Consider the following 12,800-nt stretch of genomic DNA (forward strand, 5'->3'; position numbering starts at 1 on the left):
ACTTTTTTGGCTGTTTTTAGTATTAATAACTGCAAATGCTATCTTAATTGAATGTATCGTCGATTGGCGTAAATCACCTCTAGACCAGAGTGATATGAAAAGGTTAAAGTTGTTTCGTAATGTTGGTTTTTGTTATCACTAATTACCATCTACATAGGATCTTAATCTAATTAATGTCGGTTTAGGCTAAAAATAAGCCCTAACTATGTAAACCACTAATTATCGGTAATTCATGTCGTTGTTAGAGGGTTTAAATGTCTGGAGATAAATATGGAAATGTTATCTGGCGCAGAGATGATTGTACAATCTCTGATTGATGAAGGTGTTGAACACATATTTGGCTACCCTGGTGGCTCTGTGTTGGATATTTATGATGCTCTACACATGAAGGCTGATGATATTCAGCATGTGTTGGTAAGACATGAGCAAGCCGCTACGCACATGGCTGATGGATTTGCTCGAGCAACTGGTAAACCGGGTGTGGTTCTTGTTTGTTCAGGCCCAGGAGCAACCAATACGATTACAGGAATCGCAACCGCCTATATGGATTCTATTCCGATGATTGTGCTTTCTGGAAACGTACCAAACAGCATGATTGGGACTGATGCTTTTCAAGAGTGTGACATGGTAGGTGTTTCTCGTCCGATAGTTAAACATAGCTTTTTAGTTAGAAAAGCCGAAGACATTCCTGAAATTATAAAAAAAGCGTTTTATATTGCTTCAACAGGCCGTCCTGGACCTGTTGTTATTGATATCCCAAAAGATGTCATGAGCCCTGCGTTTAAATTCCCTTATCAATATCCGACGTCGATGTCATTGCGATCTTATAATCCAACGACAACAGGGCATAAAGGTCAGGTTAAAAAAGGCCTTAAAACCCTTTTAGCTGCAAAAAAACCAGTGCTGTATATTGGTGGTGGTGCTGTTATCTCATCAGCAGAACAACACGTTATTAAATTAGCAGAATCACTTAATTTACCTGTAGTCAGTACGCTTATGGGCTTGGGTGCTTTTCCTGGTACACATAAAAATGCATTAGGTATGCTAGGTATGCACGGCACCTATGAAGCGAATATGGCGATGCATAACGCTGATTTAATCTTTGGTGTCGGGGTGCGCTTTGATGATAGAACAACCAATAATTTAGAAAAATATTGTCCTGATGCCACTATCATGCATATTGATATCGATCCTTCATCTATTTCTAAAAATGTTCGAGTTGATGTACCTATTGTTGGCTCGGCAGAGGTCGTTTTAGAGTCGATGCTTAAATTACTTGTTGAGCAAGGTGGAAGTAATGATGAGGCAGCTTTAGAACAATGGTGGAAAGAAATTTCAGTATGGCAAGATAAAAAATGCTTATCTTACGAAACCTCACCTGACCGTATTAAGCCTCAACAAGTGATTGAAACCTTACATCGACTAACGAATGGGGATGCTTATGTCGCGTCTGATGTTGGTCAGCACCAAATGTTTGCTGCGTTATATTACCCATTTAATAAACCACGTCGTTGGATTAACTCTGGTGGCCTTGGCACCATGGGATTTGGCTTACCAGCCGCATTAGGTGTGAAGTTTACTCATCCTAATGAAGTGGTTGTGTGTGTCACTGGTGATGGCAGTATTCAGATGAACATTCAAGAGTTATCAACAGCATTGCAATACGATATTCCAGTTAAAATTATCAACTTAAATAACCGTTTCTTAGGTATGGTTAAGCAATGGCAAGATATTATCTATCAAGGTCGTCACTCTAATTCTTACATGACATCAGTACCTGATTTTGCTGCGATTGCAGAAGCTTATGGTCATGTTGGTATTCGAATCAACCATCCTGATGAGCTTGAATCTGGATTAGAGAAGGCGCTGTCATTAACAGAACGCCTGGTGTTTGTTGATATAAATGTAGATGAAACAGAGCACGTTTATCCTATGCAGATCAAAGGTGAAGCAATGGATAAAATGTGGCTAAGCAAAACGGAGAGAACCTAATGAGACATATAATTTCACTATTATTAGAGAATGAATCAGGTTCTTTATCACGAGTTGTAGGGCTATTTTCACAGCGTGGTTACAATATTGAGTCATTAACCGTATCTCCGACAGAAGACCCTACTTTGTCACGCTTAAATATTACAACAGCAAGTGATGCTATGGAGTTAGAGCAAATTCAAAAGCAACTGCATAAACTTATTGATGTGATTAAAGTTCAAGAAGTGACTGAGACTGAGCATGTTGAACGAGAACTATTACTTGTTAAAGTGAAAGCTAGTGGGTTTGCAAGAGCAGAAGTTAAACGTACGGCTGATATTTTCCGAGGTCAGATAGTTGATGTGACAAGCTCACTATATACGATTCAGTTAGCTGGTACTTCTGAAAAACTCGACGCGTTTATTACTGCAGTATCAGAAGTAACAGAAGTGGTTGAAGTAGCGCGAAGTGGTGTTGTCGGTATTGCTCGTGGAGATAAATCATTAAGGGTGTAACCCTGTAGTCGTTTCCCTTATTTAGTTACCATTGTTTAATAGAGCCTTCTTTTATCATGCAAGAAGGCTTTATTGCTAATGCTATAAAGCTGCATGGAATGGAAAGTTGTAAAGTGATTGTATGGAATAATATATGCATAACAAGAAAGTAAAAATAACAGTGTATTCCGCATGTGTCTATTTGTGTTTCTCTATAATAACAGCACTGTTTTTTTATAATGATTTCCTGAAGAAAAAAACAGTTGTTATTGAGCAAATCAAAAAAGAATCGACTCGACAATTGGCTTATAGCCATCATGAATTCAATGAACTTTCTAATCGTATAGCTAACACATTAGATCTCGTTTCTAAAAGTCGTCTTTTATATGATTATTTTTTATACCCTTCCTCACGTGTTCAGCAAGCGGTTGAATCCTCTTGGCTTCGTCTTATGCAAGTTGAAAAGTTCTTTTCAACGTTGGAGTTAGTCAATGAGAATGGAGACAGTTTATTTTCATTTACTTATGATGCGGATACTGGAAAAACCATAAAACAGATAACCGGTGAGCAAGCAGTTAACGATTTACACTTAAAGACACTTACCCAGCTACCTGAAGGGCGTATTTTTTCTGAAGGGGTTATTCTTAATCATAAATTAGCAAGCTCAGGAATATATAAGCCAATGATGCAGATATCTATCCCTATTGATATCTCCGGTGTAAGAAAGGGGTATGTATTAGCAGAGTTAAGTGATTCTAGTATCGTTAATGTAGCAAGGTTTTCACCAACACTTAGTATCTCACCTTCTATTGTTAATCAAGATGGTTATTATCTTTTAAGTGATAAACCTGAAGAGATATTTGGCCATTTAGTTAATGGTAGAGAAGACAAAACACTAAAAGAAGAAAAACCAGAACTATGGAGTATCATGTCAGAGGTGCAAGTTGGCAGCACTTATTTAAAAGGTAGCATTTATTCTTTTTATCGTTTTTCTATTGATAAAAGATACCCTAATAAAGGCGCTTATTTTTTACTTTGTTATCCTGAGAAGGCGCTTGAAAAGTCTTTTTATTACCTAAAAGTAGAGGTGGTAGAAGAGGCTGCCATTGTTTTTCTATTGCTCGGTTTAATTGTTATCCCTCTCGGTATTTTATTAACGTCATGGGATAGGTCAAATTTAGAGAGTCAGCTTGCGAAATCGGCATTGGAAGGAATGTCAGCAGTTGTTATTACCGATAAACATCAGCGTATTATTAAAGTAAATAAGGCATTCACTTCAATTTCTGGTTTTACATCAGATGATTCTATAGGGAAAAGTACTTTTGATGTATTGGTGTCACACTGTGAACAATCTCAGAAAAGACTGAATAATTGGAAACAAGTGGAAGAACTTGGAGCGTGGCAAGGTGAAATTGATGTATTAGGCAAGAACCAAGAAGAACTAAGTTTATTGGTTAGAATACAATCAGTTATGAAAAAAATAAACGAAGTTCAGTATTATATTATTTCTTATATTGATATTACACAGCGAAAACTATTAGAAAAAGAGCTGCGTTATTTAAGTGAGAAAGATTCACTTTCTGATTGCTGGAATCGACGTAAATTTGAATTTGAATTAGAAAATCAGATGCTATTAACCAATCGTTATCACCCTGTGCACCAATGCTGCTTAGCCATTTTAGATATTGATTGGTTTAAACGTATTAATGATACTCTTGGACATGAAATTGGTGATGAAGTCATTAGGTTGGTTGCCAGAGTATTGAAAGATGGCAGCCGAGAAACTGACTTTGTGGCTCGAATAGGTGGTGAAGAATTTGCGATTATCATGCCGCATACGGAATTAAAAGATGCAGACATGGTCATTAACCGACTTCGTATTGCCGTTTCTCGTTTAGATGAGTACCAAGTAACCATTAGCGGAGGTTTAACGGACATTAATCTCTCTAGAGAAAGCGCTTACAAGTGCGCAGATCTTGCTTTGTACGAGTCAAAAGCGAATGGAAGAAATAAGGTTTCAGTGTGTACAAGCGTGGCTGATTTAGCCTAAGTTTACGATTTACTCATTAGACTAAAGTCTAAGTTTGTCTATACTTACTTTCATCAATAAATAAGTCTGTAGTAGGATACTAATATCAACTCATCATTGGTATGAAAGCATAAAAAGGAGAGCTCAACAGGCTAAGTATGATGTGAGGTTTCTATGTTTACTGACTTTTTAGTAAGGCTTACTGTAGGAAGTTTGGCTGTTTTAGGTTTTAAGTTGAGTGCGATTTACTTCCTATTAATGGTGATATTAATTAGCACTCATAATAAAGAATTTTTCGGATGGTAATAAAAACCAGACATTGTCTGGTTTTTTCTTTTCTATTTTTGTATTTAAGCCGAAAAAGAGGCTGATAACATATCCATTGTTTTTAAATAGTAATTATCTAGAAGTTCTGCGGATCTATCTGAATTACGAGATAAAGCGAGCTTCATTAGAGCTTCATGATCTTCTAGGTAGTTGATTTGTGCTTTATAAATGCTTTGGTTATCAGATTGTAGGTGATGATAGCGCTTAATTTGATTTGTTAATTCTTGATGAAATTTATACATAATAGGCGCATTTGCACCTTCAATGAGCGCACTGTGGAATGCGGAATGGCGATCTTCCCATTCTTTCAACACATTAACTGACGGCTCCTCTAGGCTTACTTTGCTTAATTTATGAAAGCTAGTAAGAATGTTTAATTCCCAAGCTTCATCACCATTTGAAATAGATTTTTCAAGTAAAACTTTGCCAACAACTCGTAAACCTTCAAATAGATCTTTTAACTCAGCTTCTGATATAGAGGCTACCCAACAGCCTTTTTGAGGTTCTAATGTTACGTATTTATTCCAAGATAACTGCACAAGAGCTTCACGAATAGGGGATGCTCCAACGTGGTAACGTTCTTTTAATTCGGCAACAACTAATTTTTGACCAGGTATAAGATCACCATTAAGGATATCTTGATAGATCATTTTTGATACTTTATCTGTAAGGGTTGGACTAGACACAATAGGTTCTCTTATAAATTCGTATTATTTATGAAAGGCATGGAAAATCACATATCGTCATAAGTACCGTTATTTATCTGTAGTATATCGTGTTGTATCTATGGCGCAATAAATTTCATAAAAAAAGAGGGCCAAGGCCCTCTTTTATTGAACGTATTGTTAAAACGATCTAAATAGTCGAATTATAGTACGTGTACAGATGCTGTGTTTGTTGTGCCTGATGGAACTAGAGCACCAGAAACCATAACAACGATGTCGCCTTTCGCGCCGATACCAGACTCAAGAGCTAGTTCTTTACCGCGTAGGTAGAATGCATCAGTGCTGTCGATAGAATCAACAACCATTGGTGTAATACCTTTAGAAAGACAAAGCTGTGCAGCAGTCTTAGTATTAGTTGTTACAGCGATGATTTTAGCTGTTGGGAAGTATTTACGGATTGAGCGAGCTGATTTACCAGCTTCAGTAGCAACAACGATTACAGGGGCATTCAGTTTTTCTGCTGTGTCTACAGCGCCTTTACATACCGCTTCAGTGATACGTAGACGAGGGCTGTCTAGGCGAGAACCTAGTTCTGCTTTTAGTGCTGAATCTGTACGAGCACAGATTTGAGCCATGATAGTTACTGCTTCAACTGGGTATTTACCTTTAGCAGACTCACCAGAAAGCATTACTGCATCTGTACCATCCATGATTGCATTCGCAACGTCGCCCGCTTCAGCACGAGTTGGACGTGGATTTTTGATCATAGAATCAAGCATTTGAGTTGCTGTGATTACAACTTTACGTGCACGGTTACATTTCTCGATCATCATCTTCTGAGCGAAGATTACTTCTTCAACTGGGATTTCAACACCAAGATCGCCACGAGCAACCATGATACCGTCAGAAGCTTCTAGAATTGAATCGAAGTTATCAACGCCTTCTTGGTTTTCAATTTTAGAGATGATTTGAATGCTTTCGCCGCCATTAGCAACAAGTAATTCACGGATTTCTTTAACGTCTTCTTCTTTACGGATGAAAGAGGCAGCAACGAAATCAACACCTTGCTCACAACCAAACTTAAGGTCAGCTTTATCTTTTTCAGAAAGAGCTGGAAGTTTAACTGAAACGCCAGGAAGGTTAACACCTTTGTTTTCGCCTAGGTCACCGCTGTTAAGAACTTTACACTTAACTTCAGTTTCAGTTGTAGCTACAACTTCCATTTCAATTAGGCCATCATCAACAAGGATGATATTACCCACTTCAAGATCTTTTGCAAAACCTGGGTAAGTAACAGCAACAACGTCTTTGTTACCAACAACAGAAATATCAGTTGTGAATGTGAAGTCTTGGCCAGCAACTAGAGTAACGTCATCGCCGTTTTCTAGTTTGATAGTGCGGATTTCAGGACCCTTAGTATCAAGAAGAATAGCAAGTTGCTTGCCAGTATTTTCCATCACTTGACGTACGTTATCAATACGTTGACCGTGCTCTGCGAAATCGCCGTGTGAGAAGTTAAGGCGCATTACGTTCATGCCAGCATTTGCAAGTTCAGTTAGTTTTTCTACTGACTCAGTTTTTGGGCCAATCGTACATACGATTTTGGTCTTTTTCATGTGAGAAATCTCTCCAGATGAGTATATTTAAAATGATAAACGCAGTAATGCTCAGTCTAATGATATGAGATGTTGATAAATTACAACAAATTTCATTCTCATAACCTTTATGACTAAGCATATAAATTTAATAATTGCCTGTAGTTTAGACCGAAAAGAGTAATGGATTATTGATTCAGGTAAACAATTTGCACTTTAATTACAATATTAAAAACAAATTTACATTACTCAACATCGTTTCGATCAGATCTTTTCTGTAATTTTCTATCGCTTTTGGTGCAAATTCTAACAGTAAAATAGATGAAGATCACTTTCTTGTTTTAAGGATCTTTGCTAAATATTTATTTTATAGTTCGAAATAAAAAAGGCACATAGAGTGCCTTTATATTATTGATTTTCAATTGGTTGATATGCTTTAAGTTTTTGCATTCCTTTGGCTAATTTAACAAACCAAGCGCCAATAGCTAAGAATGAAATGATTGCTCCAATAACTGGAATTGCAGAATAAACTTTATCAAGAATAGAGCTATGTACCCAATATTCTAATCCAGCAACCATACCACTCATTGTTGCCGCGCTAACGGCAAGAACAACAAAAAATGTAAGGAAAAGGAAGAAGCTCTTGATAATAGAGTAGTAATGACTATCAACAACATCATCGTTCGTTCCTTTATTCATTTGGTATCCAGCATAAATAATCGCAATAATGCCTGAAACCATTAGTGTTACTGGCGTTAATAGGCTCGCAATATAAGCAAACCAGATGCCTTTATCTGTTTTATTTGACATGGTAGTTATCCAATCATGAAGTTGTAGCACAAGTATATACCTATTTTTTATATGGGAATATACTTGCGATGGATGAGTATCTACCGTTGTAGATTACGCTTTTAGCATGCGTTTTAAAATTTTACCTGTAGCGGTCATTGGCAAAGCTTCAACAATATCTAGATATTTAGGGCACTTATAATCAGCTAAATACTGTTTACTCCACTTTATAAGATCTTTTTCTGAGACCAAATGACCTTCTTTAAGAATGATAAAGGCTTTTACTTCTTCACCAAAACGAGGATGTTCAACACCAATTACGGCAACAAGGTGAACTGAAGGGTGCTTCATATACACTTCTTCTACTTCGCGTGGGTAGACATTATAACCACCGCTAATAATGAGCTCCTTTAAACGGTCCACAACATAAATATAGCCTTCGTCATCAAAGCGTACGATGTCACCGGTGTGTAACCAACCATCAATAATGGTTTTTGCTGTTTCTTGTGGTTTTTTATAATAGCCTTTCATTACGTTATGACCACGAATGACAAGTTCGCCTTCTTGCCCTGTAGATACTTCATGACCATTCTTATCAACGACCTTCATCGTAACGCCTGGTAAGGGTTGGCCTATGCTTCCTGATTTTCTTTCAAATTCTAAATGGTTAAACGCCGCTACAGGCGATGATTCTGATAGACCATAACCTTCGATGACTGGAACTTGTAGCTTTTCTTCGAACTGCTTAAGAACTTCAACTGGCATTGAGGCTCCGCCTGAGATCGCAACTTTAAGAGTTTGTGCTATTTCCTTGAGATAATCCCCTTTGTGTTTCTCTGCGTAAGCAAGTAAACCAATAAACATTGTAGGAACGCCGGCAAGATGCGTTACTTTATGCTCATGCATTTGTTGAAGGACTGTTTTAGGAACAAAGCGAGAAATAAGAACGAGTGCGCTACCTGCTAAAACGGAGGTATTCATGATCAAGGATTGACCAAAAGTGTGAAATAGGGGAAGTATCGCAATACTAACATCCGTTCCCTTTTGGTTTGTTAATGACTGACAGGCTTGCGCATTACATAGCATATTACTTTGGCTTAACTCTGCGCCTTTTGCCGCACCAGTTGTACCAGAAGTGTATAGAATGACACAACTGTCTTGGGCTGTTCGATACACTGCATCAAAGGTTTCTCTGCCCGTTTTTAACCACTGATTAAAAGAGTGTGCTGCAACTGGTTTTTGAGATTCAATGGTTTCAATTAAAATAAAGTGTTCACAGAAATCTGCTTTTTCATATCCTTCATAGCCAAACTTCCCGATAGGCATTGCATCAGAGCCTTGGTATGAGATCAGGGCAACAGCGTCGGAGTCTTTTAAGTGATAGGCGACTTCGTCACTTTTTAACATAACATTGAGTGGAACGACGACCGCACCTATTTTTTGTATAGCATAGTAAGCAATAACAAATTCAGGAGTGTTTGGGCATGATAGAGCAACTTTCTCATTTGGCTGTATGTTTAGCTGAGTTAGATGATCAGCAATCGCATTTACTTTTTTATTCAGCTCGGCATAGGTAATTTTTACATCGTGGAAAATTAACGCGATATTATTAGGACGAAATGTAGCGTTACGTTCGAGATTGGTAGCAAGATTGTACATATATAACCTTTGTTAGTTTTTGTTGTGTGTTATATCGAGAAGTAATGTTTATCTGGATGGATTAAGTGTATATCAAGGAAAAGAAAAAAATAGAGAGGGTAAAGGTGATTTCTTGTTTTTATTATCAATAAGAGCAGTAATTGAACCTCCAACCACTGCTTTATGTATAAAATATACTAGAATTTATACGATGCGCCAATATACAGAGAGTCTAGAGCGTATAAGTTTGTTTCTGTTGTAAAACCATTTTGAATGTCAACATAATCAACAGCATACATATCCATCTCATAAGCTGCTCGAAGCTGGACTCCTTTTAGAGATACGGGAGTATATTCAACACCAAAACCAAACTTAAAGGCCGCGCCATTATCATCACTAAGATATTCTTTATTCTGTTTTAAATCTAAATTAGACATCCCAACAAGACCAAACGGACGGATACCATTATCAAAAGTGTAGCCTAAATTAGCAGCAAGAGATATTGAGGTTGGTTCCATAGAGTAGCCATCGACTTTTGCTTTTACTTTTCCATAGTTGGTGTAAGTCCCCTCAATCCCTACTATCTTATTGAACTGATAACCAAGGTAGACTTTTGTTGTATTTCCATCTGCTTTTGCTTCTATTTTATTATTACTATAGCCCCAAGAGTCTTCTTCAGAATAACCAAATGAACCAAAGCCAGCACCAACATAAAAACCACTAATTTTAGGATTCTGTGTAGGAACGTGTTCATTGGCTATGACACAAGAAGATGTAGAAAGAAGTAATAGCGAGATGCCTAATTTTTTCATCGATTATTCCTTAATCAAATAGGTTATTGCTCTGAGTATAGGTAGCTTTATCAAATATCCAAAAAAGGAATGGTTAATAGTGAGATATTGATAGTGCAATTGGTTCTTTGATAGAGGAAAAGGCTATTTTCCAATTAAAAAATGATGGGGGATAATTATCTATTCGATGAACTCAAGGATTAGAGAAGATGAATAAAAAAGGAATACTCGTTTTTTTTATTATTCTTATTGTTGTTGCGGTATTTACTTCTGGATTAATGAGGGCAACGATTGAATTATCATTATTCTTACTTTTGATGGGCTATGTATTAATAATTAAAAGAAAACAGAAAGAGTAGAAAAGCAAAAAGGCTGATAAATAATTAACTTATCAGCCTTTTCTAAATTTGGTGGCCCCTCCCAGATTTGAACTGGGGACCGAACGATTATGAGTCGTGCGCTCTAACCACTGAGCTAAGGGGCCTTTGTAGGTGGTTGATTATAGGGGAAGATGAAAAGGGTGTCTAGAGAGAAGGTGTTTGGTTTTTAATCAGTTAGTTAAAAAAGTGGCTTTAGATCGAAAAAAGGTGAGCCTAAGCCCACCTTTTTGATTCTATTGATGAATAATAGTGAGAGCTATTACTCGTCTAAGAAGCTACGTAATACTTCTGAGCGGCTAGGGTGACGTAATTTACGTAATGCCTTAGCTTCGATTTGACGAATACGTTCACGTGTTACGTCAAATTGTTTACCTACTTCTTCTAGAGTATGGTCAGTATTCATATCAATACCAAAACGCATACGCAGTACTTTTGCTTCACGAGGTGTTAAACCAGCAAGAACATCGTTGGTTGCAAATTTCAAGCTTGTTGAAGTTGCAGAATCAACTGGAAGTTCAAGGGTATTATCCTCGATGAAATCACCTAGGTGCGAATCTTCATCATCACCGATAGGTGTTTCCATTGAAATAGGCTCTTTAGCGATTTTCAGAACCTTACGGATCTTGTCTTCAGGCATTTGCATGCGTTCAGCAAGTTCTTCAGGTAATGGCTCACGGCCCATTTCTTGTAGCATTTGACGTGAAATACGATTCAGTTTGTTGATCGTTTCAATCATGTGCACAGGAATACGGATAGTACGTGCTTGGTCGGCAATTGAGCGAGTGATAGCTTGACGGATCCACCATGTCGCATAAGTTGAGAACTTATAACCACGACGGTATTCAAACTTATCAACGGCTTTCATTAGACCAATATTACCTTCTTGGATTAGATCCAAGAATTGTAGGCCACGGTTGGTGTATTTTTTCGCAATTGAAATAACAAGACGTAAGTTAGCTTCAACCATTTCTTTTTTCGCACGACGAGCTTTTGCTTCACCGATAGACATACGACGGCTGATGTCTTTAATATTTACAACAGGCAAACCTGTTTCTTTTTCAATGCTGTCAATTTTTTTGATTGAACGACGAATATCATCTTCGTAGCGCTTTAGGCGCTCAACGTATGGTTTGTCAGATGCGATGATTTCGTTGAACCATTCGTCAGAAGATTCATTACCAGAGAAGAGAGAAATGAATGATTTCTTAGGCATTTTTCCGTATTCAACACACATACGCATAATTAAACGCTCTTGTGTACGAACACGATCCATGCTGCCACGCATTTCACGAACAAGGTAATCAAACTGCTTAGGAATAAGTTTGAACTCACGGAAAACATCAGTTAATTCGCCAATAGCTTCACGTGCCTTTGCGTTATCACGGCCATGCTCTTCAAAAGCAAGTTGCATGTTGTGGTAAGAAGTACGAAGTTCAGTGAATTTCTCCAAAGCAAGCTCTGGATCAATACCTACATCTTCTTCTTCCTCGTCCTCATCATCTTCAGCTTCAGCTTCTTCATCTTCAAGATCTGATTCACTCAGTTCTGAACCGATATGTGTTGCTGTTGGTGCTGCAGAACCATCATCATTAGGATCAACAAAACCAGAAATGATGTCAGTAAGTCGAATTTCTTCGGCTTGAACTTTATCAAACTGTTCTAATAGGTATGAAATTGCGCCTGGGAATTCAGCAACAGAACACTGAACTTCATTGATGCCTTCTTCAATACGTTTAGCGATGTCGATCTCGCCTTCACGAGTAAGAAGTTCAACGGTACCCATTTCACGCATGTACATACGAACCGGATCCGTTGTACGGCCAATTTCACTTTCTACACTTGATAGTGCGGCTGCAGCGGCTTCTGCTGCATCTTCATCAGTTACGGCATCATCATCATTCAATGACATATCATCAGCATCAGGTGCGGTTTCTACCACTTTGATACCCATGTCATTGATCATTTGGATAATATCTTCAACCTGCTCAGAATCTACAATTTCTTCTGGTAGGTGATCGTTAACTTCTGCGTAGGTCAGATAGCCTTGTTCCTTGCCTTTGATTACAAGTAATTTTAGCTGTGACTGCGGATTTTGATCCATAGACGGTATCCTACTTCTGG

General features: G+C 37.8%; 10 protein-coding genes and 1 tRNA gene. 4 read left to right on the top strand and 7 right to left on the bottom strand.

Translation table 11 applies throughout. The annotated features are described in order from the left end of the window. Positions 1 to 270: 270 nt before the first annotated feature. From AC2IP4_RS01545 to AC2IP4_RS01555, 3 genes are all read left to right on the top strand, one after another. Complete coding sequence (locus AC2IP4_RS01545) at positions 271 to 1,992, top strand: acetolactate synthase 3 large subunit (RefSeq protein ID WP_375321264.1); 1,722 nt, start codon at positions 271 to 273, stop codon at positions 1,990 to 1,992. After that, positions 1,992 to 2,486, top strand: a complete 495-nt coding sequence (gene ilvN / locus AC2IP4_RS01550; protein WP_105053900.1) for an acetolactate synthase small subunit — start codon at positions 1,992 to 1,994, stop codon at positions 2,484 to 2,486. Before AC2IP4_RS01545 ends, ilvN begins: the two co-directional genes overlap by 1 nt. A gap of 133 nt (positions 2,487 to 2,619) precedes the next feature. Continuing rightward, complete coding sequence (locus AC2IP4_RS01555) at positions 2,620 to 4,515, top strand: GGDEF domain-containing protein (protein ID WP_486310497.1); 1,896 nt, start codon at positions 2,620 to 2,622, stop codon at positions 4,513 to 4,515. A 329-nt stretch (positions 4,516 to 4,844) separates the two neighbouring features. Here AC2IP4_RS01555 and AC2IP4_RS01560 read toward each other — a convergent pair whose 3' ends face one another. The 5 genes from AC2IP4_RS01560 to AC2IP4_RS01580 all read right to left on the bottom strand — a co-directional run bounded on the left by AC2IP4_RS01560 (position 4,845) and on the right by AC2IP4_RS01580 (position 10,320). Further along, positions 4,845 to 5,507, bottom strand: a complete 663-nt coding sequence (locus AC2IP4_RS01560; protein WP_486310498.1) for a GntR family transcriptional regulator — start codon at positions 5,505 to 5,507, stop codon at positions 4,845 to 4,847. Between the two features lie 182 nt (positions 5,508 to 5,689). Next, the gene (gene pykF, locus AC2IP4_RS01565) at positions 5,690 to 7,102 is read right to left on the bottom strand and encodes a pyruvate kinase PykF (protein ID WP_375321260.1); all 1,413 of its coding nucleotides are present in this window, start codon (positions 7,100 to 7,102) and stop codon (positions 5,690 to 5,692) included. Positions 7,103 to 7,489: 387 nt separating this feature from the next. Beyond that, positions 7,490 to 7,891 (bottom strand): hypothetical protein, encoded by a 402-nt coding sequence (locus AC2IP4_RS01570; RefSeq protein WP_105053905.1) that lies wholly within the window; start codon positions 7,889 to 7,891, stop codon positions 7,490 to 7,492. Between the two features lie 93 nt (positions 7,892 to 7,984). Beyond that, entirely contained in the window at positions 7,985 to 9,529 is a 1,545-nt protein-coding gene (locus tag AC2IP4_RS01575; RefSeq protein WP_486310499.1) for a long-chain-fatty-acid--CoA ligase, read from the bottom strand. A gap of 176 nt (positions 9,530 to 9,705) precedes the next feature. After that, on the bottom strand, positions 9,706 to 10,320 hold the full coding sequence (locus AC2IP4_RS01580; RefSeq protein ID WP_105053907.1) for a porin family protein: 615 nt from the start codon (positions 10,318 to 10,320) through the stop codon (positions 9,706 to 9,708). A gap of 188 nt (positions 10,321 to 10,508) precedes the next feature. Between AC2IP4_RS01580 and AC2IP4_RS01585 the strand changes: the two genes are divergently transcribed. Then, entirely contained in the window at positions 10,509 to 10,658 is a 150-nt protein-coding gene (locus AC2IP4_RS01585; protein WP_181044529.1) for a hypothetical protein, read from the top strand. A gap of 49 nt (positions 10,659 to 10,707) precedes the next feature. Here the strand turns inward: AC2IP4_RS01585 and AC2IP4_RS01590 are convergent. After that, positions 10,708 to 10,783 (bottom strand) — tRNA-Ile (locus AC2IP4_RS01590). A gap of 155 nt (positions 10,784 to 10,938) precedes the next feature. After that, positions 10,939 to 12,780 carry an RNA polymerase sigma factor RpoD gene (gene rpoD, locus AC2IP4_RS01595; protein WP_375321258.1) on the bottom strand — a complete coding sequence of 614 codons (1,842 nt, stop codon included), beginning with the start codon at positions 12,778 to 12,780 and terminating at the stop codon, positions 10,939 to 10,941. Positions 12,781 to 12,800: the final 20 nt, after the last annotated feature.

Source organism: Aliivibrio thorii (assembly GCF_057368585.1).

What these genes read in the sequence shown, in the direction of transcription:
- AC2IP4_RS01545 (WP_375321264.1), top strand. Translation starts at nt 271, where the DNA reads ATGGAAATGTTATCTGGCGCAGAGATGATTGTACAATCTCTGATTGAT.
- ilvN (WP_105053900.1), top strand. Translation starts at nt 1,992, where the DNA reads ATGAGACATATAATTTCACTATTATTAGAGAATGAATCAGGTTCTTTA.
- AC2IP4_RS01555 (WP_486310497.1), top strand. Translation starts at nt 2,620, where the DNA reads ATGCATAACAAGAAAGTAAAAATAACAGTGTATTCCGCATGTGTCTAT.
- pykF (WP_375321260.1), bottom strand. Translation starts at nt 7,102, where the DNA reads ATGAAAAAGACCAAAATCGTATGTACGATTGGCCCAAAAACTGAGTCA.
- AC2IP4_RS01570 (WP_105053905.1), bottom strand. Translation starts at nt 7,891, where the DNA reads ATGTCAAATAAAACAGATAAAGGCATCTGGTTTGCTTATATTGCGAGC.
- AC2IP4_RS01575 (WP_486310499.1), bottom strand. Translation starts at nt 9,529, where the DNA reads ATGTACAATCTTGCTACCAATCTCGAACGTAACGCTACATTTCGTCCT.
- AC2IP4_RS01580 (WP_105053907.1), bottom strand. Translation starts at nt 10,320, where the DNA reads ATGAAAAAATTAGGCATCTCGCTATTACTTCTTTCTACATCTTCTTGT.
- AC2IP4_RS01585 (WP_181044529.1), top strand. Translation starts at nt 10,509, where the DNA reads ATGAATAAAAAAGGAATACTCGTTTTTTTTATTATTCTTATTGTTGTT.
- rpoD (WP_375321258.1), bottom strand. Translation starts at nt 12,780, where the DNA reads ATGGATCAAAATCCGCAGTCACAGCTAAAATTACTTGTAATCAAAGGC.